We start from the raw sequence: 22,624 nt of genomic DNA, 5'->3' as shown, positions 1-22,624 counted from the left end.
TGCTGTGTCATGAGCCTGGCATCTGTTCGCCGCCGTGGCGGACCTCTCTCAGGGGGGCTCATGAGACGCAGAGCGAGATCGATCCTCGCTGTCGGCACGCTCCTGATCGGCGGAGCCGGCTTCGCACCCATCGCCCAGGCACAACCCGCACCGCCCTCGTCCGGCGATCCCGGCGAGGTCAAGGTCTACCGCGCCGACGTCACGCGGCAGCAGGTGCCCCTGCTGCTGGCGGCGGGGCAGGACGGTCACGAACTCGGCGAGCGGGTGCCCGAACGGGGCACGGCCGCCGTCGAGGTGTACCTCACCGAGGGACAGGCGCGAAAGCTCGGGAAACAGGGTGTCGACCTCACCGAGCACACGCTCCCCGCCCGGGCGGAGAAGCGGGTGGCGGACGCCGCCGAGGGCGTCTTCCGCCCGTACAGCGGCAAGGGCGGCCTCAAGGAGGAGATCCTGCGCACCGCGCAGCGCAACCCCTCCCTCACCAAGGTCGTCTCCATCGGGAAGACGGTCCGGGGGCAGGACATCCTCGCCCTGAAACTCACCAAGCGGGCCCGCACCAGCAAGGACGGCTCCCGGCCCGCCGTCCTCTACATGGCCAACCAGCACGCCCGTGAGTGGATCACGCCCGAGATGACCCGCCGGCTGATGCACCACTACCTCGACCGCTACCGCACCGACCGGCGGATCAAGCGGATCGTCGACACCACCGAGCTGTGGTTCGTCCTCTCCGCCAACCCCGACGGCTACGACCACACCTTCGCCGACGACGCCAACCGCCTGTGGCGCAAGAACCTGCGGGACGTCAACGGCGACGGGAGGATCGGCACCGGCGACGGCGTCGACCTCAACCGGAACTTCCCCTACAAGTGGGGCTACGACGACGAGGGTTCCTCGCCCCACCCCACCAGCCAGACCTACCGGGGCGCCTCCCCGGGCTCCGAGCCCGAGACCAGGGCGATCGACGCCTTCCAGAAGCGCATCGGCTTCACCTACGGCATCAACTACCACTCCGCCGCCGAGCTGCTCCTCTACGGGGTCGGCTGGCAGGTGGCCACGCCGACCCCCGACGACGTGCTGTACGAGGCGCTCGCGGGCACGCCGGACAACTCGGCGATCCCCGGCTACCACCCGCAGCTCTCCTCCGAGCTGTACACCACCAACGGCGAGGCCGACGGCCACGCGGCCAACGTCAACGGCCTGGCGATGTTCACCCCGGAGATGTCGACCTGCCAGACCGCCTCCGCCTCCGACCCCGACGACGCCTGGGAGCCCGGCGACTGCCGCTCGATCTTCACCTTCCCGGACGACGAGAAGCTGATCCAGCAGGAGTTCGCCAAGAACGTCCCGTTCGCGCTCTCCGTCGCCGAGTCCGCCGCACACCCCGACCGGCCGTCCTCCGCGGTCGGCCTGGAGGCCGCGGACTTCACCCCGGCGGCCTTCACGACGTCCTACGCGCGCGGCGGTGACCAGGAGGTCTCCGTCGTGGCCCGCAAGTCGGTGCGCGACAAGGAGCTGCGGTACCGGGTCGACGGCGGCCGCACCCACCGCGTGGACCTCAGGCCCTGGCGGGGCGGCGAGCGCTACGGCGGCGAGGACGACCTCTACTTCGACGAGTACCGCGCGACAGTGCGGCACGGCGAGCCGGGCGACCGGGTCGAGGTGTGGTTCACCGGCAAGACCCGCGGCGGCGAGAAGACGGCGAGCGAGCCCTTCACCTACACCGTGGCGCAGCGGCCCCGCGCGGACGTCCTGGTCGTGTCCGAGGAGGGCGCGAAGGCCACGAGCACGAAGACGTACACCGACGCGCTGCGGGCGAACGGCCGCAGCGCCGCCGTCTGGGACGTGGCCGAGAAGGGCGCGCCGGACGCGCTGGGCGTGCTGAGCCACTTCCGCACCGTCGTCCACCACACCGGCGCGGCCGTCCCGGGCGTCGCCACCCAGCTCCAGCTGCGGGCCTTCCTCAACGAGGGCGGCCGGCTGATCGAGGCGGGCGAGCGGGCCGGCGGCAGCGTCGACCTCGGCGACGGCGTGCTGTCCGACGACTTCAGCCAGTACTACCTGGGCGCCTACACCCGCACCGCCACCTCCGGCGCCACCGCGTTCACGGGCGCCGGACGCCTCGCCGGCACCGGCGGGCCGCTCGGCGACGCGCCCGGGAACCCGCTCGACGGGGCCGGCGGCTACGGCCTCACCTCCGACGAGCTGCCCGCGGACCGGTACCCGCGGTTCGCGAGCGCCGGCGCCGGGTCGTTCACCGGCACGGTCAACCCGTACGGGCCCTACGCGGGCTCCTTCATGGCGGCCGCCGTGCACACCGACGACGGCTACAAGCGCCTCACCCGCACCGTCGACCTCACCGGTGTCACCGCCGCCGAGCGGCCCACCCTGCGCACCCGGCTGCTGTGGGACACCGAGCGGGGCTACGACCACGTGGTCGTCGAGGCGCGCACGGCCGGCGGCGACGACTGGACGACCCTGCCCGAGGCGGGCGGCGCGACCCGCACCACCGTGCCGTCCGAGTGCGCGGCCGGGTTCTACATCGCCGGGCACCCCTGGCTGGAGCACTATCTGACGCCGGGCGACGACGGGTGCGCCGCGACCGGCACCACCGGCTCGTGGCACAGCCTCACCGGCTCCTCCGGCGGCTGGCGGCAGGTGGAGTTCGACCTGAGCGCCTACGCGGGCCGGACGGCCGAGGTGTCGGTCGCCTACGTCACCGACCCGGGCAGCGGCGGCCGGGGCGTCCTCGCCGACGAGGCCTCGCTGGTGACCGGCGGGACCGTCACCGAGACCGAGGGCTTCGAGGAGTCCCTGGGCGCCTGGCGGGCCTCCGGGCCGCCCCCGGGCAGCCCGGCCGTCCTGAGGGACTGGACCCGCACCGGGGAGCTGTTCCGGACCTACGCGGCGGTCACCACGGACGACACCGTGCTGCTGGGATTCGGCCTCGAACACCTCACCTCGGCGGCCGACCGGGCCGCCCTGCTGAGGAAGGCGCTGGCCGCGGTCCGGGGGTGACACCGGCGCCGGCGGAAGCGGTCACGGACGGCAGGACGGCGAAAAACGGGTGACCGAAGTCCGGCGCCTGGGGCGGTCCGTACCCTACTGACGGGTACGGGCCGCCCTGCCGGGTATGGGACAACTCGATGTCACGGCCGGGGCCCCGGAGAGGTAGGGTCGACAGTGGTCGGGGACATCCCAAATACAGCTCGCCGGCGTCAGAGCCGGCGCACCAACGAGGAGATCGGTTCGTGACGATCCGCGTAGGCATCAACGGGTTTGGCCGCATCGGTCGGAACTACTTCCGTGCGCTTCTGGAGCAGGGCGCCGACATCGAGATCGTGGCCGTCAACGACCTGGGCGACACGGCGACCACCGCGCACCTGCTCAAGTACGACACCGTCCTGGGCCGTCTCAAGCAGGAGGTCTCGCACACCGAGGACACCATCACCGTCGGCGGCAAGACGATCAAGGTCCTCTCCGAGCGCAACCCCGCCGACATCCCGTGGGGTGAGCTGGGCGTCGACATCGTCATCGAGTCGACCGGCATCTTCACCAAGAAGGAAGACGCCGAGAAGCACATCGCCGGCGGCGCCAAGAAGGTCGTCATCTCCGCCCCGGCGAAGGGCGAGGACATCACGCTCGTCATGGGCGTGAACCACGAGCAGTACGACCCGGCGAACCACCACGTCATCTCCAACGCCTCCTGCACCACCAACTGCGTGGCGCCGATGGCGAAGGTGCTCGACGAGAACTTCGGCATCGTCAAGGGCCTGATGACGACGGTCCACGCGTACACGAACGACCAGCGCATCCTGGACTTCCCGCACAAGGACCTGCGCCGCGCCCGTGCCGCCGCCGAGAACATCATCCCGACCACCACGGGCGCCGCGAAGGCCACCGCCCTGGTGCTGCCGCAGCTCAAGGGCAAGCTGGACGGCATGGCCATGCGCGTCCCGGTCCCCACCGGCTCCGTCACGGACCTGGTGGTCGAGCTCTCCCGCGAGGTCACCAAGGAAGAGGTCAACGCCGCCTTCCAGAAGGCTGCCGAGGGCGAGCTGAAGGGCTACCTGGAGTACACGGAGGACGCGATCGTCTCCTCCGACATCGTCAACGCCCCGGCGTCCTGCACCTTCGACTCCTCCCTGACCATGGTCCAGGAGGGCAAGAACGTGAAGGTCATCGGCTGGTACGACAACGAGTGGGGTTACAGCAACCGCCTCGTCGACCTGACGGTCTTCATCGGCAACCAGCTCTGATCGTGGAGCGGGCGGCCTGATATGAGTGCAGGGCTCGGACGGCGCGGCGACGCGCCGTCCGAGCCCTGACGCACGTATCGGAACGGTCGCCCTCCTCCGATCGGAAGCGATCACGAGCGAACAGGTCGCTGAACACGTTGCTCTGACAGGGAGCCCTCATGAAGACGATCGACGAACTCCTCTCCGAAGGCGTCGCGGGCAAGCGGGTCTTCGTCCGCGCCGACCTCAACGTGCCGCTGGACGGCACCGCCATCACCGACGACGGCCGCATCCGCGCTGTGCTGCCCACCGTCAAGGCGCTCGCCGACGCGGGCGCCCGCGTGGTCGTCGCCTCGCACCTGGGCCGCCCCAAGGGCGCCCCGGACCCCGCCTTCTCGCTCGCCCCGGCCGCCACGCGCCTCGGTGAACTCCTCGGCGCCGACGTCGCGTTCGCCACCGACACGGTCGGCGAGTCGGCCGCCTCGACCGTCGCCGGCCTCGCCGACGGCCAGGTCGCGGTCCTCGAGAACCTGCGCTTCAACCCGGGCGAGACCAGCAAGGACGACGCCGAGCGCGGCGCCTTCGCCGACCGGTTGGCCGCTCTCGCCGACGTCTACGTCGGCGACGGCTTCGGCGCGGTGCACCGGGGACACGCCTCGGTCCTCGACCTCCCGGCCCGCCTGCCGCACTACGCCGGGTACCTCATCGCCACCGAGGTCGGCGTGCTGAAGAAGCTCACCGACGACGTCAAGCGGCCCTACGTGGTCGCCCTCGGCGGCGCCAAGGTCTCCGACAAGCTGGCCGTCATCGACCAGCTGCTCGGCAGGGCCGACCGCATCCTCATCGGCGGCGGCATGGCCTACACCTTCCTCAAGGCCAAGGGGTACGAGGTCGGCTCGTCCCTGCTCCAGGAGGACCAGATCCCGGCCGTCCAGGAGTACCTGGAGCGCGCCGAGAAGAACGGCGTCGAGCTGGTGCTCCCGGTCGACACCCTCGTCGTCGGCGAGTTCCCCGACATGAAGGCCAAGGCACCGGGCAACCCCGAGAACGTCGCCGCGGACGCCATCCCGGCCGGGAAGATGGGCCTGGACATCGGCCCGGAGACCCGCAAGCTCTACGCCTCGAAGCTCGCCGACGCCGCCACCGTCTTCTGGAACGGCCCCATGGGCGTCTTCGAGCACCCCGACTACGCCGAGGGCACCAAGACGGTCGCCCAGGCCCTCCTCGACTCCCCGGGCTTCACCGTGGTCGGCGGCGGCGACTCCGCCGCCGCGGTCCGTACCCTGGGCTTCGACGAGCAGGCATTCGGCCACATCTCGACCGGCGGCGGCGCCTCCCTCGAATACCTCGAGGGCAAGACGCTCCCCGGCCTCGCAGCACTGGAGGACTGACCCTCAATGACCACCCGTACGCCGCTGATGGCGGGCAACTGGAAGATGAACCTCAACCACCTCGAGGCCATCGCCCAGGTCCAGAAGCTCGCCTTCGCCCTGGCCGACAAGGACTACGAGGACGTCGAGGTCGCCGTCCTGCCGCCGTTCACCGACCTGCGCTCCGTGCAGACCCTGGTCGACGGCGACAAGCTGAAGATCAAGTACGGCGCCCAGGACATCTCGGCCCACGACGGCGGCGCCTACACCGGCGAGATCTCCGGCCCCATGCTGGCCAAGCTGAAGTGCACCTACGTGGCGGTCGGCCACTCCGAGCGCCGCCAGTACCACGCCGAGACCGACGAGGTCGTCAACGCCAAGGTGAAGGCCGCCTTCAAGCACGGCCTCACCCCCATCCTGTGCGTCGGCGAGGAGCTGGAGGTCCGCGAGGCGGGCAACCACGTCTCCCACACCCTCGCCCAGGTCGAGGGCGGCCTGAAGGACGTCCCGGCCGAGCAGGCCGAGTCGGTCGTGATCGCCTACGAGCCCGTCTGGGCCATCGGCACCGGCAAGGTCTGCGGCGCCGAGGACGCGCAGGAGGTCTGCGCGGCCGTCCGCGGCAAGCTGGCCGAGCTGTACTCCCAGGAGCTGGCCGACAAGGTCCGCATCCAGTACGGCGGCTCCGTGAAGTCCGGCAACGTCGCCGAGATCATGGCGCAGGCCGACATCGACGGCGCCCTGGTCGGCGGCGCCTCGCTGGACGCCGACGAGTTCGTCAAGATCATCCGCTTCCGCGACCAGTGAGTGACCGGGGTGCGTCCCGCGCGGGCGCACCCCGGGGACGGGAGTAGGCCACAGGGCTGATCCGTCGTACTCTTGCGGGGTCCAGTCCCGTGCTGGGCCCCGTGTCGTCCATCCGTTTCCGAGGAAGTTGGTCCAGCCGTGGTTCTGGGGTTCTCCATCGCCCTGATCGTCTTCAGCCTGCTGCTGATGCTGCTGGTGCTGATGCACAAGGGGAAGGGCGGCGGCCTCTCCGACATGTTCGGTGGTGGCATGCAGTCGTCCGTCGGCGGCTCCTCGGTCGCCGAGCGCAACCTCGACCGGATCACGGTCGTGGTCGGTCTGCTGTGGGCCGCGTGCATCGTGGTGCTCGGCATCATGATGAAGCTGAACGACTGACCCACGCGGCGCGATCCGCCCGCATCCCCACGTAACGCCCCATGTTCGGTACGCGCACCTGAGCGCGGCCTATCATGGGGCTTGCGTCTGGATGCGGAGACAGGTAACTCCTATCACTGGACGCGCGTTGGGCCTTACGTAGACTGAGGCGCCCGCGGCGAAGCGGTACGCCGACTCGCTTCGCGGCACCATTACGCAGGGAGTTACGACCGTGGCAAGTGGCAACGCGATCCGGGGGAGCCGGGTCGGGGCGGGGCCGATGGGCGAGGCCGAGCGCGGCGAGTCCGCGCCGCGGCTGCGCATCTCCTTCTGGTGCTCCAACGGGCACGAGACACAGCCGAGCTTCGCGAGCGACGCGCAGGTCCCCGACACCTGGGACTGCCCCCGCTGCGGCTTCCCGGCCGGGCAGGACCGCGACAACCCGCCGGACCCGCCGCGCACCGAGCCCTACAAGACGCACCTCGCCTACGTGCGGGAACGGCGCAGCGACGCGGACGGCGAGGCGATCCTCGCCGAGGCGCTCGCCAAGCTGCGCGGCGAGCTCTAGCACCCGCCGCACCGGGCGCACACGCCCGCCCCCGGCCGGTTCGCTCTCCGGACCCTTCCGTCCTCCTCATCGCTGATCAACTAGGTTGGGATCAGTCGGCACAGCGGGGACGTCCAAGGAAGAAGGCTGAAGTCCGAGATGAACGCAGACGGCCGTAGCAGGCTCAACCAGACGCCCGAATGGACCGCACTGGCCAAGCACCGCGAGGAGCTCGGCGAGGTACGGCTGCGCGAACTGTTCGAGGCCCACCCGGACCGCGGCACCGGTTACACCCTCCGGGTCGGCGATCTGTACGTCGACTACTCCAAGCATCTGGTCACCGACGAGACGCTGCGGCTGTTGCGTGAACTGGCCGCGGCGGCGGACGTGTTCGGGCTGCGGGACGCCATGTTCCGCGGGGAGCGGATCAACACCACCGAGGACCGCGCGGTGCTGCACACCGCCCTGCGGGCGCCCAGGGACGCGGTGATCGAGGTCGACGGGGAGAACGTCGTCCCGGCCGTGCACGCGGTGCTGGACCGGATGGCCGACTTCGCGGACCGGGTCCGCTCCGGGGAGTGGACCGGCCACACGGGCCGGCGCATCCGCAACGTCGTCAACATCGGCATCGGGGGCTCGGACCTGGGCCCGGCGATGGCCTACGAGGCGCTGCGCGCCCACACCGCACGGGACCTGACGTTCCGTTTCGTCTCCAACGTCGACGGCGCCGACCTCCACGAGGCGATCCGGGACCTGGATCCGGCGGAGACGCTGTTCGTCGTGGCGTCGAAGACGTTCACCACGATCGAGACGGTCACCAACGCCACGTCCGCCCGCGCCTGGCTTCTTGAAGGGCTCGGTGACGAGGAGGCGGTGGCGCGGCACTTCGTCGCCGTGTCGACGAACGCGGAGAAGGTCGCCGGGTTCGGGATCGACACGGCGAACATGTTCGAGTTCTGGGACTGGGTCGGCGGGCGGTACTCGTACGACTCGGCGATCGGGCTGTCGCTGATGATCGCGATCGGTCCGGACCGGTTCCGGGAGATGCTGGACGGCTTCCGGATCGTCGACGAGCACTTCCGCACCGCCCCGGCGGAGGCCAACGCACCGCTGCTGATGGGCCTGCTGGGGGTCTGGTACAACAACTTCCACGACGCGCAGTCGCACGCGGTGCTGCCGTACTCGCACTATCTGTCGAAGTTCACCGCCTACCTCCAGCAGCTCGACATGGAGTCCAACGGCAAGTCGGTGGACCGCCAGGGTCACCCCGTGACCTGGCAGACGGGACCGGTCGTGTGGGGCACGCCGGGCACCAACGGGCAGCACGCCTACTACCAGTTGATCCACCAGGGCACCAAGCTGGTCCCCGCCGACTTCATCGGCTTCGCCGAGCCCGTGGAGGAGCTGAGCGACCGGCTCGCCGCCCAGCACGACCTGCTGATGGCCAACTTCTTCGCCCAGACGCAGGCGCTGGCCTTCGGCAAGACCCCGGACGAGGTGCGTGCCGAGGGCGTGCCCGAGGACCTGGTCCCGCACAAGACCTTCCGGGGCGACCACCCCACCACCACGATCGTCGCCCGGGCGCTCACGCCGTCCGTGCTCGGCCAGCTCGTCGCCCTCTACGAGCACAAGGTGTTCGTGCAGGGCGCCATCTGGAACATCGACTCCTTCGACCAGTGGGGCGTCGAACTCGGCAAGGTGCTCGCCAAGCGCGTGGAGCCCGCGCTCACCGAGGGAGCCGACGTCCCCGGCCTCGACCCGTCCACCAAGGCCCTGGTGGCCGCCTACCGGGAGCTGCGCGGACGCTGACACCGGGCGCGGGGAGCGGACGGCCGCCCCCCGCACGGCACCAGCAGCCCAGAAGGGGCGGAAGGGTGTTCGCCCTTCCGCCCCTTCCTTCCCGTTCCCGGGGGCCGCGCCCGGGCCCCCTCAGGGCCTCGGCCCCAAGTGCCGGACGGGCCGACTACGGCGTCGCCGGCAGGTACAGCGACCTCGGGAGCCGGGACGCCGCCGCCGCGTCAAGGAGCCACAGGGTGCGGGAGCGGCCGTACGCGCCCGCTGCGGGGGCCTGGATCTCACCCGCGCCCGAGAGGGCGATGGCGGCGGCCTCCGCCTTGTCCTCGCCCGCGGCCAGGAGCCACACCTCGCGGGCCGCGCGGATCGCGGGCAGGGTGAGGGTGACCCGGGTCGGCGGGGGCTTGGGGGCGCCGTGGACGCCGACGACCGTGCGCTCCGTCTCGCGGACCGCGGGCAGTTCCGGGAACAGGGACGCCACATGGGTGTCCGGGCCCACGCCCAGCATCAGGACGTCGAAGGACGGCACCGCGCCGTGGTCCTCCGGTCCCGCCGCCGCGGCCAGCTCCCGCGCGTAGGCGGCGGCCGCCGCCTCCACGTCCGAGCCGTGCGGACCGTCCGACGCGGGCATGGCGTGCACGCGCTTCGGGTCCAGCGGCACCGCGTCCAGCAGCGCCTCCCGGGCCTGGGTGACATTGCGGTCCGGATCGCCCTCGGGCAGGAACCGCTCGTCGCCCCACCACAGGTCCAGACGCGACCAGTCGATCGCGTCCCGGGCCGGGGCGGCGGCCAGCGCGGCCAGCAGGCCGTTGCCGTTGCGGCCGCCGGTCAGCACGACCGACGCCTCGCCCCGGGAGGACTGCGCGTCCACGATCCTGGTGATCAGCCGGGCCGCCGCGGCCTGGGCCATCAGCTCCTTGTCCCGGTGCACGACCAGCTGGGGTGCCGTACTCACTTGACCGCCGCCCTCTTCACCGGCGCCTCCGCCGTCGCTTCGGCCGCGGGGCCTTTCGCGACCGACTCGACGGGAGCGGGGACGGCCTCCCGTCCGCCGGCCTCCCCTTCTCCTTTGGCCGGCGCGTCACCGCCGTCCCCCTGCTTCAGCCGCTCCACGCCGTAGCGCAGGGCGGACGCGTAGGTGTCGTCCGGGTCCAGCCGGCGCAGTTCCTCCGCGATCAGCTCGGCGGTGTCCCGGCGCTTCAGTGCCACCGCGCGCTTCGGCTGGCCCTGGATGGCCAGCGTCGCCAGCGAGCCGTCGGCGCGGTCCAGCACGATCGGGCCGCAGTCGGTGTCCATGCGGACCGCCGTGAGACCCGGGCCCGACGAGCGGGTGCGCTTCACGGGGACGTCCAGCCGGTCCGCGAGCCACATCGCCAGCAGCTCGCAGCTCGGGTTGAACTCCTCGCCCTCCACCTCGACGCCCTGCACCTCGCAGGCGACCTGGTCCAGCGCGGCGGCCAGCATCGAACGCCACGGCGTGATGCGGGTCCACGACAGGTCCGTGTCGCCCGGGGTGTAGGCGTCGGCGCGGGCGGCCAGCTCCTTCACCGGCTGCTCGCAGGCGTAGGTGTCGGTCACCCGGCGCTGGGCCAGCGCGCCCAGCGGGTCCTTCGCCGGGTCCAGCGGCGCGTTGACCGGCCACCACACCACCACCGGGGCGTCCGGCAGCAGCAGCGGCAGCACCACCGACTGGGCGTGGTCGACGACCTCGCCGTACAGCCGGAGCACCACCGTCTCGCCGGTGCCGGCGTCCGCGCCGACCCGCACCTCGGCGTCCAGCCGCGACTGCGTGCGGTCCCGCGGCGAACGGGAGACGCGCTTGATGACGACCAGTGTGCGCGAGGGGTGCTCGCGCGAGGCGTCGCCGGCCGCCTTCAGCGCGTCGTAGGCGTTCTCCTCGTCCGTCACGATGACCAGGGTCAGCACCATGCCGACGGCCGGGGTGCCGATGGCCCGACGGGCCTTCACCAGCGCCTTGTTGATCTTGCTGGCCGTGGTGTCCGTGAGGTCTGTCTTCATGGCCGGCGCCAGCTCCGTCCGTCTCGCTCGAGCATCTCGTCCGCCTCGGCGGGTCCCCAGGTGCCGGCCTGGTACCGGGCCGGCTTGCCGTGGGCGTCCCAGTACTCCTCGATCGGATCGAGGATCTTCCAGGACAGCTCGACCTCCTCCGTGCGCGGGAAGAGGTTGGAGTCGCCGAGCAGGACGTCGAGAATCAGCCGTTCGTACGCCTCCGGGCTGGACTCGGTGAACGACTCGCCGTACGCGAAGTCCATCGACACGTCCCGGATCTCCATCGACGTGCCCGGCACCTTCGAGCCGAACCGCACCGTGACGCCCTCGTCCGGCTGGACGCGGATCACGATGGCGTTCTGGCCGAGCTCCTCGGTGGCCGTGGTGTCGAAGGGGGAGTGCGGCGCCCGCTGGAAGACCACCGCGATCTCGGTGACCCGGCGGCCCAGCCGCTTGCCGGTGCGCAGGTAGAAGGGGACGCCCGCCCAGCGGCGGTTGTCGATGCCCAGCTTGATCGCCGCGTAGGTGTCCGTCTTGGAGGACGGGTCGATGCCCTCCTCCTCCAGATAGCCGATGACCTTCGCGCCGCCCTGCCAGCCGGCCGCGTACTGCGCGCGCACGGTGTCCCGGCCCAGGTCCCCGGGCAGCCGCACGGCGCCGAGCACCTTGGTCTTCTCCGCGGCCAGCGCGTCCGCGTCGAAGGAGGCGGGCTCCTCCATGGCGGTCAGCGCGAGCAGCTGGAGGAGGTGGTTCTGGATGACGTCGCGGGCGGCGCCGATGCCGTCGTAGTAGCCGGCCCGGCCGCCGATGCCGATGTCCTCGGCCATGGTGATCTGCACGTGGTCCACGAAGGACCGGTTCCAGATCGGTTCGAACATCTGGTTGGCGAAGCGCAGCGCCAGGATGTTCTGGACGGTCTCCTTGCCCAGGTAGTGGTCGATCCGGAAGACCTGCTCCGGGGCGAACACCTCGTGGACGATGGCGTTCAGTTCCTCCGCCGACCTCAGGTCGTGCCCGAACGGCTTCTCGATGACCGCGCGCCGCCAGGAACCGTCCGTCTGGTCCGCCAGCCCGTGCTTCTTCAGCTGCTGGATGACCACGGGGAAGGACCGCGGCGGCACCGACAGGTAGAAGGCGAAGTTGCCGCCCGTGCCCTGCGCCTTGTCCAGTTCCTCGATCGTGCCGCGCAGCCGCTCGAAGGACTCGTCGTCGTCGAAGGTGCCCTGCACGAACCGCATGCCCTGGACGAGCTGCTGCCAGACCTCCTCGCGGAAGGGGGTCCGCGCGTGCTCCTTGACCGCGTCGTGGACCTCCTGCGCGAAGTCCTCGTCCGCCCACTCCCGGCGGGCGAAGCCCACCAGCGAGAAGCCCGGCGGCAGCAGCCCCCGGTTGGCGAGGTCGTACACGGCCGGCATCAGCTTCTTGCGCGACAGGTCACCCGTGACGCCGAAGATGACCAGGCCCGACGGCCCCGCGATGCGCGGGAGCCGTCGGTCAGCGGGGTCACGCAGCGGATTGCTGCTCGACAAGATCTCAGCCCTCCGAGGGGGCGAGGCGCTGGAGCTCCGCCTCGGTCGACTTCAGCAGGTCGTTCCAGGACGCCTCGAACTTGTCGACGCCCTCGTCCTCCAGAAGCTGCACCACCTCGGCGTAGGGGATGCCGAGCCGCTCGATCGCGTCCAGGTCGGCGCGCGCCTGCTCGTAGGTGCCGGAGACCGTGTCGCCCCGGATCTCACCCTGCTCCTCGGTGGCGAACAGCGTCGCCTCCGGCATGGTGTTCACCGTGTTCGGCGCCACCAGCTCCTCGACGTACATGGTCGCCTTGTACGCCTTGTCCTTCACACCGGTGGACGCCCACAGCGGACGCTGCTTGTTGGCGCCCTCGCGCTCCAGCGCGGCCCAGCGCTCGGTGGAGAAGACCTCCTCGTACGCCTGGTAGGCCAGGCGCGCGTTGGCGACGGCGGCCTTGCCGCGCAGCGCCTTGGCCTCGTCGGTGCCGAGCGCGTCGATCCGCTTGTCGATCTCGGTGTCCACGCGGGACACGAAGAAGGAGGCCACGGAGTGGATCTCCGACAGGTCCAGGCCGCGGGACCTGGCCTTCTCCAGGCCCGCCACGAACGCGTCCATCACCTTGCGGTAGCGCTCCAGGGAGAAGATCAGCGTGACGTTGACGCTGATGCCCAGGCCGATGACCTCGGTGATGGCCGGGATGCCCGCCTCGGTCGCCGGAATCTTGATCAGGGTGTTCGGCCGGTCCACCAGCCAGGCGAGCTGCTTGGCCTCGGCGACCGTCGCGCGGGTGTCGTGCGCCAGGCGCGGGTCCACCTCGATGGACACCCGGCCGTCCTGGCCGTCGGTGGCGTCGAAGACCGGGCGCAGGATGTCGGCGGCGTCGCGGACGTCCGCCGTGGTGATCATCCGGATGGCCTCCTCGACGGTGACCCTCCGGGCCGCGAGGTCGGTGAGCTGCGTGTCGTAGCCGTCGCCCTCGGAGATCGCCTTCTGGAAGATCGTCGGGTTGGTGGTGACGCCCACGACGTGCTGCTGGTCGATCAGCTCGGCGAGGTTGCCCGAGGTGATCCGCTTGCGCGACAGGTCGTCCAGCCAGATCGCGACGCCTTCGTCGGAAAGGCGCTTCAGTGCGTCTGTCATGGAAATTCCCTCTCCTACGTGTCGTATATGAGCGTCAGCGCCGGGCGGCGGCGATCGATTCCCGCGCGACGGCGGCCACGTTGTCGGCGGTGAAGCCGTACTCCTGGAACAGCACCTTGCCGTCGGCCGAGGCACCGAAGTGCTCCAGCGAGACGATGCGGCCGGCGTCGCCCACGTACTTGTGCCAGGTGAGGCCGATCCCCGCCTCGACGGCCACGCGCGCCTTCACGGACGGCGGCAGGACGCTGTCCCGGTACCCCTGGTCCTGCTCCTCGAACCACTCCACGGACGGCATGGACACCACGCGCGTCGGCACGCCGTCGGCCTGCAGCCGCTCGCGCGCCTCGACGGCGACGTGCACCTCGGAACCGGTGGCGATGAGGACGACCTCGGGCTCGCCGCCCTCGGCCTCGAACATCACGTAGCCGCCGCGGGCCGCGTCCTCGTTGGGCTCGTAGGTCGGCACGCCCTGGCGGGTCAGCGCCAGACCGTGCGGGGCGCCCTTGCCGAACTCCTTGGTCCAGCGCTTCAGGATCTCGCGCCAGGCGATCGCGGTCTCGTTCGCGTCCGCCGGGCGGACCACGTTCAGGCCCGGGATGGCGCGCAGCGACGCGAGGTGCTCGACCGGCTGGTGGGTCGGGCCGTCCTCGCCGAGACCGATGGAGTCGTGCGTCCACACGTACGTCACCGGCAGGTGCATCAGCGCCGACAGGCGGACGGCGTTGCGCATGTAGTCCGAGAACACCAGGAAGGTGCCGGCGTAGATGCGGGTGTTGCCGTGCAGCGCGATGCCGTTCATCTCCGCGGCCATGGCGTGCTCGCGGATGCCGAAGTGGATCGTGCGGCCGTAGGGGTCCGCCTCGGGCAGCGGGTTGCCGGCGGGGAGGAACGACGACGTCTTGTCGATCGTCGTGTTGTTGGAGCCGGCCAGGTCGGCCGAGCCGCCCCACAGCTCCGGGATCACCGCGCCGAGCGCCTGCAGCACCTTGCCGGAGGCGGCACGGGTGGCGACGCCCTTGCCGGGCTCGAACACCGGCAGCGCGTCCTGCCAGCCCTTGGGCAGCTCGCCGGCGGCGATCCGGTCGTACTCGGCGGCGCGCTCGGGGTTGCCGTCCCGCCACTGCTGGAAGGACTTCTCCCAGTCGGCACGCGCGGCCCGGCCGCGCTCCAGCGCCTTGCGGGTGTGCGCGATGACCTCGTCGGCGACCTCGAAGGTCTTCTCCGGGTCGAAGCCGAGGACCCGCTTGGTGGCCGCGACCTCGTCGTCGCCGAGCGCCGAGCCGTGCGCGGCCTCGGTGTTCTGCGCGTTCGGGGCGGGCCAGGCGATGATCGAACGCATCGCGATGAAGGACGGCCGGTCGGTGACCTTCTTGGCCTCCTGGATCGCGTCGTAGATCGCGTGCGGGTCCAGGTCGCCGTCCGGCTTGGGCGCCACGCGCTGCACGTGCCAGCCGTACGCCTCGTACCGCTTGACCGTGTCCTCGGAGACGGCCGTCTCGGTGTCGCCCTCGATCGAGATGTGGTTGTCGTCCCACAGCAGGATCAGGTTGCCGAGCTTCTGGTGGCCGGCCAGCGAGGACGCCTCGGCGGAGATGCCCTCCTGGAGGCAGCCGTCACCGGCGATGCAGTAGACGTAGTGGTCGAACGGCGACTCCCCGACGGGGGCCTCCGGGTCGAACAGACCACGCTCGTAACGGGCGGCCATCGCCATGCCCACCGCGTTGGCGACACCCTGGCCGAGCGGGCCGGTCGTGGTCTCCACGCCCGTGGTGTGGCCGTACTCCGGGTGGCCCGGGGTCTTCGAGCCCCAGGTGCGGAAGGACTTCAGGTCGTCCAGCTCCAGGCCGAAACCGGCCAGGTAGAGCTGGGTGTAGAGGGTCAGGGACGAGTGGCCGGCGGACAGCACGAAGCGGTCTCGCCCGACCCAGTCGGCGTCCGCCGGGTCGTGCCGCATCACCTTCTGGAAGAGGGTGTACGCGGCAGGCGCCAGGCTCATCGCCGTACCCGGATGGCCGTTGCCGACCTTCTGTACGGCATCGGCGGCCAGAACGCGGGCGGTGTCGACGGCCCGCTGGTCCCACTCGGTCCACTCGAGGTCTGTGGTGGTCGGCTTGGTGCTCACCCTGAGTCAGGGCTCCTCTCCACATGTCGGATGCCGGTGTTCACCCACCGGCGAGGTCGAGCCTACCCCCGGAGGACGCGCCTTCCTCCGGGTCGTTCCAGAGTGCGGGCACTCCCTGGAATCCGCCTCCTGACCGGGAATTTCCCGCATCCGGCAGATGAATACGGAGCCGCTCATCCGGGTGCTCAATCGAGCCGGAGGGCGCACCTCGGAGGGGTTTCGCCAACACGACCGGACCCCCGCGAATGCCGGGGTCTGGGCAACGTCTAGAGTGGCGTGGTACGCGCGAGTCCTTACCGCCATCTCACAGGGAAAGGCTCGCTGGGATGTCTCTGTAGGGGTGTGCGTGACGGCCGTTGAATCCCGCCCGGCGGGGGTTTTGGGGACGAGTCAGAGCCCTGCGCATCGGCCGTTCCGGGCCCGCGTGATGGCTTTCGTGGCTCTCACCAAGCCGCGGATCATCGAACTGCTGCTCATCACCACCGTCCCGGTGATGTTCCTGGCGCAACAGGGCGTGCCCGACCTGACGCTCGTGCTGCTGACCTGCGTCGGCGGCTACCTGTCGGCCGGCGGCGCCAACGCGCTCAACATGTACATCGACCGCGACATCGACGCGCTGATGGACCGCACCGCGCAGCGCCCGCTGGTCACCGGCATGGTCAGCCCGCGCGAGGCCCTGGTCTTCGGCATCACCCTGGCGGTCGCCTCCACGCTGCTGTTCGGCCTCACCGTCAACTGGCTGTCCGCCTGGCTGGCCCTCGGCGCGCTCCTCTTCTACGTGGTCGTCTACACGATGATCCTCAAGCGGCGCACGGCGCAGAACATCGTGTGGGGCGGCATCGCCGGCTGCATGCCGGTGCTGATCGGCTGGTCCGCGGTCACCAACTCGCTGTCCTGGGCCCCGGTCGTCCTCTTCCTCGTCATCTTCTTCTGGACGCCGCCGCACTACTGGCCGCTGTCCATGAAGGTGAAGGAGGACTACGCGCGCGTGGGCGTGCCGATGCTGCCGGTCATCGCCGGCAACAAGGCGGTCGCCCGGCAGATCGTCCTCTACAGCTGGGTGATGGTCGGCGTGTCGCTGCTGCTCACCCCGATGGGCTACACCGGCTGGTTCTACACCGCGGTCGCCCTGGCGGCCGGCGGCTGGTGGCTGTGGGAGGCGCACGCGCTGCTGAACCGCGCCAAGGCCGAGGTGACGGGCGCCAAGCTCAAGGAGATGCGGCTGTTCCACTGGTCCATCACCTACGTCTCGCTGCTGTTCGTCGCCATCGCGGTGGACCCGTTCCTGCGCTGAGACACCTCCGGCACGCCGACGGGCGGGGCACGTGGCCAAGGCCACGGACCCCGCCCGTCGCCGTTTGATCTACCCGTCGGTAGCATCCTGGTCATGGCAGACACGCAGCAGGTGGACCCGAAGGACGGGCAGAAGGCGGCCCGGCTCGCCAAGCGGATCGGCGGCTTCGCCAAGGAGCACGGCGGCGCCGAGGGGCAGGTGTCGTACCTCGGGCAGCGCGGCGCCCGGATCGTCCTCGTCGGTGAGGACGGCGCCTGGGGGGACCTCCACGCCCCTTCCATGGAGATCGCGCGGCTGGCCCTCGAGAAGGCGGGCATCACCGTCCACGAGAAGTTCGACGGCGAGTTCGCCGCCAAGGTGAGGACCGGCCCGTACGAGTGGAGCCGCATGGCGGGCATCCAGGTCGGCGGCCCCTCCAACGACTGACCGCCCCCGGGGCGGCGCCTCTTCACCGGTTCACCCGTCAGGACCGGTGGGCAGGGACAGCGTCCGCACGGGGAGAGCCCGGGGACGATCGGCTCGCCGTCCCTCACGGACCAGTACTGCCACGGCGCACTGCGCACGGAGCTGGGCCTCGGCACGTCCGAGGCCCGGACGGCCCGTGCCGAGGGACCGCCGGCGCCCGGCACCACCCTCTTCGGCACCCGGACCGGGTTCGCGGTGCGCCGCCGGTGCCCGCCGCTGCTGGACCTGGAGCCGCACTGCCCGCCCTCCCGGTACCTCGCCCGCCGCCGTGAACCGGGCACGGTCGAGGCGGGTCGCCGGCTGCTGCGGGGCAGCGGCATCACCGCCTGCCTCGCCGACGCCGGCCTGCCCGACGACCTCACCGGCCCCGCCGCGCCGGCCGGGCCGAGGCGTACGAGATCGTCCGCCTGGAGCAGCTCGCCGAACAGGTCGCCGACACCTCCGGCACCGTCGCGCGTCCTTCCTCGCCGACCTCGTCGAGTCCGTGCACGGCGCCGCCGCGCACGCGGTCGCCTTCACCTCCGTCGCCGGACTGCGGCACGGCCTCGCGCTCGCCCCGAGCCGCCCGGGGCGGGGCAGGTGCGCGGCGCGGCCGGACGCCGGCCGGCCGCGCGGGGCGCCGGGGACCGGCTGCCCGACCCGGTGCCGCTGCGCCACCTGCTGCGGACCGCGGTCGCCCCGGGCCCGCCGCTCCAGCCGCACGCCGGGCGCGGCGGCCCCCGCGCGCCTCGACCGCACCGATCCGCCGCTGCCGACCGGCTCCGTCCGGGCCACCGCCGGACTCAGCACCGACCCGGTGCTGCCGCAGGACTACCCGCACCACCGGCACGCCGCCCACCTCGCGGGCGTCTTCCCGCACGTCTACGCCGACTGCGGCGCCGCCCCGATCCGCACCGGCGCCCGCGCGGCCACCGTCCCCGCGGAGGTGCCGGAGCCGGCCCCTTCGGCAAGATCCTCTTCTCCGGCGGAGCCCGCGGCCTGCCCGAGCCGCACGTGGTCGGCGCCCACCTGTTCCGCGGGGCCCTCGCCCGGGTCCTCGGCGGCTGGGTCTCCGAGGGCGCCTGGTCCCTGGACGACGCCCGGCGCGTCGCCACGACGACCGCCTCGGGCTACGCGGCACGGGTGTACGGCCTGATCTGACCGGAAGTCGCCGCCCGGGGGAGCTCCGGGGTGGAGACTGGACGGATGCGGCAGACCGACGCCCTGCTCGACCGTTTCCTCGCCGGACTCGCGCCCCTGTCCCCGGTCGCCGTGTGGGCGCACGGCTCACTGGCCGCGGGCGACTACGTCGAGGGCCGCAGCGACCTGGACCTGATCGCGGTCCTCCCGCCCCCGATCGGCCCGCGCACGGTGTGGCGGCTCGCCGTCCTGCACGCCCGGCTGCGCGGCGAACCGCTCGCGGACGGGCTCCACTGCACGTATCTCACCCCCGGAACCGCCGCGGGGGCGGAGCGGCGCCACCTCACGTGGGCGCACGAGCGGCTGTTCCGGCGCACCGTCACCCCGGTCACCCGGACGGAGCTGCACACCTTCGGCCGGGTGCTGCGCGGGGCGCCGCCCGCGGACGTCCTGCCTCCGGTGCCGGACGGTGAACTCGCCGCGTACGTGGTGCGCGACCAGCGCGACTACTGGCGGCCGCAGGTGGACCGGACCGGCCTCTGGACCCGGGACATCTGGGTCGACCTGGGCATGGTGACCTTCGCGCGCGCCACCGTCACCGTCCGGGAGGGCCGCCTGATCTCCAAGCGGGAGGCGCTGGAGCTGCTGCCGGGACTGGGCGCTCCCGAGGAGGTCGTCGCGGACATCCGGGCGCGCCGCCACGGCGGGACGGCGGCCGCCGACGCGGCGTGGATCCGGCGGCGCGCCGAGCTGGTCCGGGGTTACCTGGGGCCGGCGATCGACGGGCTGGTGGCCAGTTCCTGAACCGGCACGGGCGTGGCCGCCGGAGCTGCCTCCTCCGGGCGTTCGCGGAGCGACAGCAGGACGCGCAGCACCCAGATCCACATCACGCAGGAGCCGAACATGTGCGCGCCCACCAGGACCTCCGGCAGGTCGGTGAAGTACTGCACGTAGCCGATCACGCCCTGCGCCAGCAGGATCAGGAACAGCTCACGGGTGCGGGCCAGCGGGCCGCGCGGCGCGTCCACCGCCTTGAGGACGAACCACAGCGCGAAGGCCAGCGTCACCACGATCCACGCCAGCACGGCGTGCAGCTTGGTGACCGCCTCCCAGTCGACCGGCATCCGCGGGACGTCGCTGGAGTCGCCCGCGTGCGGGCCCGCGCCGGTGACCACCGTGCCGACCGCGATCAGCAGCACGGACGCGGCCACCAGGAACCACACCAACTGCACCACCGCCTTGCCGACCAGCGGCCGCGGCGCGGCGTCGCCCTCGCGGGTGCGCTGCCACATCACCGTCGCGACCGCGATCAGCGCCGAGGACAGCAGGAAGTGCGCCGCGACCGTGTACGGGTTCAGGCCGACCAGCACCACGATGCCGCCGAGCACCGCGTTGCCCATGACGACCCAGAACTGCGCCCAGCCCAGCCGGGTGAGACGGCGGCGGTACGGCTTCTGCGAGCGCGCGGCGACGATCGCCCAGCCGACGGCGGCACAGAGCACGTACGTCAGCAGGCGGTTGCCGAACTCGATGATCCCGTGCAGGCCCATCTCGCGGGTGGTGGTGAGCGAGTCCTCGGTGCACTTGGGCCAGGTCGGGCAGCCCAGGCCGGAGCCGGTGAGCCGGACCGCGCCGCCGGTGACCACGATGACCACCGACATCACGAGCGCGGTGAGGGCCGCGCGCCGGACGGTCCGGGGGTCCGGGGTCCAGCGGGCGGCGACGAAGGCGAGCGGGTTGCGCAGAAGCGTCGGGGCGTCGGCGCGGGTCACGTTTGGCACGCGTCCCATCGTAGGCGGCCGCTTGTGCACGCTTTCACGAGGGTCGGTCCCGGTCATCACACACCTACTCCCAGCGGAAGAACGCGCCGGCGGCCGCGAGCCCCGCGACCGCCCACGCGGCGAGGATCCCCAGGTCGGCCCAGGGCGTCCCGGCGCCGTGCTGCAGCACGTCCCGCAGGCCCTCGGACAGCGCGGCGATGGGCAGCAGGCCGAGCACGTCCTGCGCCGCCTCGGGGAACCGGTCCAGCGGCACGACCACCCCGCCGCCGACGAGCAGCAGCAGGAAGACCAGGTTGGCGGCGGCGAGCGTGGCCTCCGCCTTGAGCGTGCCGGCCATCAGCAGCCCGAGCCCGGAGAAGGCGGCCGTGCCCAGGGCCAGCAGCGCGACCACCGCGAGGACGCCGCCTTGCGGGTCCCAGCCGAGCGTCAGCGCGATCACCGTCACCAGCACCACCTGGAGCACCTCGGTGACCAGCACCGACAGCGTCTTGGCGGTCATCAGCCCCCAACGCGGCAACGGGGAGGCGGCCAGTCGCTTCAGCACGCCGTAGCGGCGCTCGAAGCCGGTCGCGATGGCCTGCCCGGTGAACGCCGTCGACATCACCGCGAGCGCGAGGACGCCGGGCGCGAGGAAGTCCACCGCCGCGCCGTCACCGGTGTCCACCACGTCCACGGTGCTGAACAGCACCAGCAGCACGGTGGGGATGATCACGGTGAGCAGCAGCTGCTCGCCGTTGCGCAGCAGCATCTTCGTCTCGAGCACGGCCTGCGCGGCGATCATGCGCGCCAGCGGCGCCGCGCCCGGCTGCGGTGAGTAGGTCCCGGTGGCCGTCACGAACGCAGCTCCTTGCCGGTCAGCTCCAGGCTGTGCCTTCCCGGGGGACACTGCGGTCGATTGCGGCTGCGCCGCGGGCCGGCCCCCCGGCCGGTCTCGGGGTGACGCGTGATCACGAACGCAGCTCCTTGCCGGTCAGCTCCAGAAACACGTCTTCCAGGGTGTGGCGCTCCACCGAGATGCGGTCCGGCAGCACGCCGTGCTGCGCGCACCAGGACGTCACCGTGGCGAGCAGCTGCGGGTCGACCTTGCCGGCGACCCGGTACGAGCCCGGCGTCACCTCGGCGGCCGACGCGTCGGCGGGCAGCGCCTTCAGCAGGGAGGCCACGTCCAGTCCGGGCCGCCCGGTGAAGCGCAGGGTGTTCTCGGCGCCGCCCCGGCACAGCTCCTCGGGGGAGCCCTGGGCGACGACCCGGCCGGCGTCGATGATCGCCACGTCGTCGGCGAGCTGCTCGGCCTCGTCCATGTAGTGCGTGGTGAGGACGACGCAGACGCCGTCGTCGCGCAGGTCCCGCACCAGGTCCCAGGTGGCGTGGCGGGCCTGCGGGTCGAGGCCGGCGGTCGGCTCGTCCAGGAACACCAGTTCCGGGCGGCCCACCACGGCCATCGCCAGCGCGAGCCGCTGCTGCTGCCCGCCGGACAGCCGCCGGTACGCGGTCCGGCCGCAGGACCCGAGGCCCAGGCGTTCGATCAGCGCGTCCACGTCCAGCGGGTGCGCGTGCAGCTTCGCCACGTGCCGCAGCATCTCGTCCGCCCGCGCCCCCGCGTACACGCCGCCGGACTGGAGCATCACGCCGACGCGGGGCCGCAGCGCCGCCGACTCGCGGACCGGGTCGAGGCCCAGGACGCGCACCGTGCCGGAGTCCGGCCGCCGGTACCCCTCGCAGATCTCGACCGTGGTCGTCTTGCCCGCTCCGTTGGGGCCGAGCACGGCGGTCACGCCGTGCCGGGCCGCCAGGTCGAGGCCGTCCACCGCGGTCTTCGTGCCGTACCGCTTCACCAGGGCCTGCACCTGGACCACGGGCTCACTTCGCATGGGTCATGAGTCTAGGGAGACGCCGGAGGGTTCCGGCCGGGGGGTGCGGGAGGCCGCCCGGACGGGAAAGGCGCTCTTGCGCGGACTCCCGAAATGTGATGCGGAGCGACGAGTGGGCCGGTCGGAGGGGGTGCGGGCGGCGTCCGCCGGGTGCCGCGGTCCGTCCCCGGGCCGATCGATCAGAGATCGTTTGCGCAGGTCGGATT

At 71.8% G+C, this 22,624-nt stretch carries 18 protein-coding genes and 1 pseudogene; 11 read left to right on the top strand and 8 right to left on the bottom strand.

Features of this window, described 5'->3' with window-relative positions; all coding sequences use genetic code 11:
- Positions 1 to 60 precede the first annotated feature (60 nt).
- The 7 genes from ACWH4W_RS29005 to pgi all read left to right on the top strand — a co-directional run bounded on the left by ACWH4W_RS29005 (position 61) and on the right by pgi (position 9,119).
- Complete coding sequence (locus ACWH4W_RS29005; RefSeq protein ID WP_473078766.1) at positions 61 to 3,015, top strand: M14 family metallopeptidase; 2,955 nt, start codon at positions 61 to 63, stop codon at positions 3,013 to 3,015.
- A gap of 233 nt (positions 3,016 to 3,248) precedes the next feature.
- Positions 3,249 to 4,256, top strand: a complete 1,008-nt coding sequence (gene gap / locus ACWH4W_RS29000) for a type I glyceraldehyde-3-phosphate dehydrogenase (protein WP_473078765.1) — start codon at positions 3,249 to 3,251, stop codon at positions 4,254 to 4,256.
- Between the two features lie 158 nt (positions 4,257 to 4,414).
- Positions 4,415 to 5,626, top strand: a complete 1,212-nt coding sequence (locus tag ACWH4W_RS28995; RefSeq protein ID WP_473078764.1) for a phosphoglycerate kinase — start codon at positions 4,415 to 4,417, stop codon at positions 5,624 to 5,626.
- 6 nt (positions 5,627 to 5,632) lie between these two features.
- The gene (gene tpiA, locus ACWH4W_RS28990) at positions 5,633 to 6,409 is read left to right on the top strand and encodes a triose-phosphate isomerase (protein WP_473078763.1); all 777 of its coding nucleotides are present in this window, start codon (positions 5,633 to 5,635) and stop codon (positions 6,407 to 6,409) included.
- A gap of 144 nt (positions 6,410 to 6,553) precedes the next feature.
- Complete coding sequence (gene secG, locus ACWH4W_RS28985; protein WP_473079286.1) at positions 6,554 to 6,784, top strand: preprotein translocase subunit SecG; 231 nt, start codon at positions 6,554 to 6,556, stop codon at positions 6,782 to 6,784.
- Between the two features lie 211 nt (positions 6,785 to 6,995).
- The gene (locus tag ACWH4W_RS28980) at positions 6,996 to 7,331 is read left to right on the top strand and encodes an RNA polymerase-binding protein RbpA (protein ID WP_085572314.1); all 336 of its coding nucleotides are present in this window, start codon (positions 6,996 to 6,998) and stop codon (positions 7,329 to 7,331) included.
- Between the two features lie 138 nt (positions 7,332 to 7,469).
- Positions 7,470 to 9,119 carry a glucose-6-phosphate isomerase gene (gene pgi / locus ACWH4W_RS28975; protein ID WP_473078762.1) on the top strand — a complete coding sequence of 550 codons (1,650 nt, stop codon included), beginning with the start codon at positions 7,470 to 7,472 and terminating at the stop codon, positions 9,117 to 9,119.
- Between the two features lie 154 nt (positions 9,120 to 9,273).
- Here pgi and pgl read toward each other — a convergent pair whose 3' ends face one another.
- From pgl to tkt, 5 genes are read right to left on the bottom strand one after another with little or no spacing between them, the layout of a single operon-like run.
- Positions 9,274 to 10,059, bottom strand: coding sequence for a 6-phosphogluconolactonase (gene pgl / locus ACWH4W_RS28970; RefSeq protein ID WP_473078761.1), 786 nt, complete (start codon positions 10,057 to 10,059; stop codon positions 9,274 to 9,276).
- Positions 10,056 to 11,123, bottom strand: a complete 1,068-nt coding sequence (gene opcA / locus ACWH4W_RS28965; protein WP_473078760.1) for a glucose-6-phosphate dehydrogenase assembly protein OpcA — start codon at positions 11,121 to 11,123, stop codon at positions 10,056 to 10,058. The genes pgl and opcA overlap by 4 nt, the downstream gene beginning before the upstream one ends.
- Positions 11,120 to 12,643 carry a glucose-6-phosphate dehydrogenase gene (zwf, locus tag ACWH4W_RS28960; protein ID WP_473078759.1) on the bottom strand — a complete coding sequence of 508 codons (1,524 nt, stop codon included), beginning with the start codon at positions 12,641 to 12,643 and terminating at the stop codon, positions 11,120 to 11,122. Before zwf ends, opcA begins: the two co-directional genes overlap by 4 nt.
- A gap of 4 nt (positions 12,644 to 12,647) precedes the next feature.
- Positions 12,648 to 13,766: a transaldolase gene (gene tal, locus ACWH4W_RS28955; protein ID WP_473078758.1), complete on the bottom strand. Its 1,119-nt coding sequence runs from the start codon at positions 13,764 to 13,766 to the stop codon at positions 12,648 to 12,650.
- Between the two features lie 34 nt (positions 13,767 to 13,800).
- Complete coding sequence (tkt, locus tag ACWH4W_RS28950; RefSeq protein WP_473078757.1) at positions 13,801 to 15,888, bottom strand: transketolase; 2,088 nt, start codon at positions 15,886 to 15,888, stop codon at positions 13,801 to 13,803.
- 340 nt (positions 15,889 to 16,228) lie between these two features.
- On the opposite strand from tkt, the gene ACWH4W_RS28945 reads away from it, so the two are divergent.
- The 4 genes and pseudogenes from ACWH4W_RS28945 to ACWH4W_RS28930 all read left to right on the top strand — a co-directional run bounded on the left by ACWH4W_RS28945 (position 16,229) and on the right by ACWH4W_RS28930 (position 19,570).
- Positions 16,229 to 17,182 carry a heme o synthase gene (locus ACWH4W_RS28945; protein WP_473078756.1) on the top strand — a complete coding sequence of 318 codons (954 nt, stop codon included), beginning with the start codon at positions 16,229 to 16,231 and terminating at the stop codon, positions 17,180 to 17,182.
- A gap of 93 nt (positions 17,183 to 17,275) precedes the next feature.
- Positions 17,276 to 17,608 (top strand): hypothetical protein, encoded by a 333-nt coding sequence (locus ACWH4W_RS28940; protein WP_473078755.1) that lies wholly within the window; start codon positions 17,276 to 17,278, stop codon positions 17,606 to 17,608.
- A gap of 87 nt (positions 17,609 to 17,695) precedes the next feature.
- Positions 17,696 to 18,787 (top strand): annotated as a pseudogene (locus ACWH4W_RS28935) (amidohydrolase).
- A gap of 45 nt (positions 18,788 to 18,832) precedes the next feature.
- Positions 18,833 to 19,570 carry a nucleotidyltransferase domain-containing protein gene (locus ACWH4W_RS28930; RefSeq protein ID WP_473078754.1) on the top strand — a complete coding sequence of 246 codons (738 nt, stop codon included), beginning with the start codon at positions 18,833 to 18,835 and terminating at the stop codon, positions 19,568 to 19,570.
- Here the strand turns inward: ACWH4W_RS28930 and ACWH4W_RS28925 are convergent.
- From ACWH4W_RS28925 to ACWH4W_RS28915, 3 genes are all read right to left on the bottom strand, one after another.
- Entirely contained in the window at positions 19,528 to 20,556 is a 1,029-nt protein-coding gene (locus ACWH4W_RS28925) for a COX15/CtaA family protein (protein ID WP_473078753.1), read from the bottom strand. The two genes, ACWH4W_RS28930 and ACWH4W_RS28925, sit on opposite strands and share 43 nt — an antisense overlap.
- Before the next feature lie 55 nt (positions 20,557 to 20,611).
- The gene (locus ACWH4W_RS28920) at positions 20,612 to 21,382 is read right to left on the bottom strand and encodes an ABC transporter permease (RefSeq protein WP_473078752.1); all 771 of its coding nucleotides are present in this window, start codon (positions 21,380 to 21,382) and stop codon (positions 20,612 to 20,614) included.
- 112 nt (positions 21,383 to 21,494) lie between these two features.
- A complete protein-coding gene (locus ACWH4W_RS28915; RefSeq protein WP_473078751.1) occupies positions 21,495 to 22,418 on the bottom strand; it encodes an ABC transporter ATP-binding protein in 924 nt (307 codons plus the stop codon).
- Between the last annotated feature and the right edge of the window lie 206 nt (positions 22,419 to 22,624).

This window comes from Streptomyces sp. DSM 120436, from assembly GCF_055778765.1.
This window is presented reverse-complemented; position numbering and strand designations above follow the sequence as displayed.

Bases quoted from the DNA above. Each gene is read 5' to 3' on its own strand.
- ACWH4W_RS28995 (WP_473078764.1), top strand. From the start codon at position 4,415: ATGAAGACGATCGACGAACTCCTCTCCGAAGGCGTCGCGGGCAAGCGG.
- tal (WP_473078758.1), bottom strand. From the start codon at position 13,766: ATGACAGACGCACTGAAGCGCCTTTCCGACGAAGGCGTCGCGATCTGG.
- ACWH4W_RS29005 (WP_473078766.1), top strand. From the start codon at position 61: ATGAGACGCAGAGCGAGATCGATCCTCGCTGTCGGCACGCTCCTGATC.
- opcA (WP_473078760.1), bottom strand. From the start codon at position 11,123: ATGAAGACAGACCTCACGGACACCACGGCCAGCAAGATCAACAAGGCG.
- ACWH4W_RS28925 (WP_473078753.1), bottom strand. From the start codon at position 20,556: ATGGGACGCGTGCCAAACGTGACCCGCGCCGACGCCCCGACGCTTCTG.
- ACWH4W_RS28930 (WP_473078754.1), top strand. From the start codon at position 18,833: ATGCGGCAGACCGACGCCCTGCTCGACCGTTTCCTCGCCGGACTCGCG.
- pgi (WP_473078762.1), top strand. From the start codon at position 7,470: ATGAACGCAGACGGCCGTAGCAGGCTCAACCAGACGCCCGAATGGACC.
- ACWH4W_RS28940 (WP_473078755.1), top strand. From the start codon at position 17,276: ATGGCAGACACGCAGCAGGTGGACCCGAAGGACGGGCAGAAGGCGGCC.
- tpiA (WP_473078763.1), top strand. From the start codon at position 5,633: ATGACCACCCGTACGCCGCTGATGGCGGGCAACTGGAAGATGAACCTC.
- ACWH4W_RS28915 (WP_473078751.1), bottom strand. From the start codon at position 22,418: ATGCGAAGTGAGCCCGTGGTCCAGGTGCAGGCCCTGGTGAAGCGGTAC.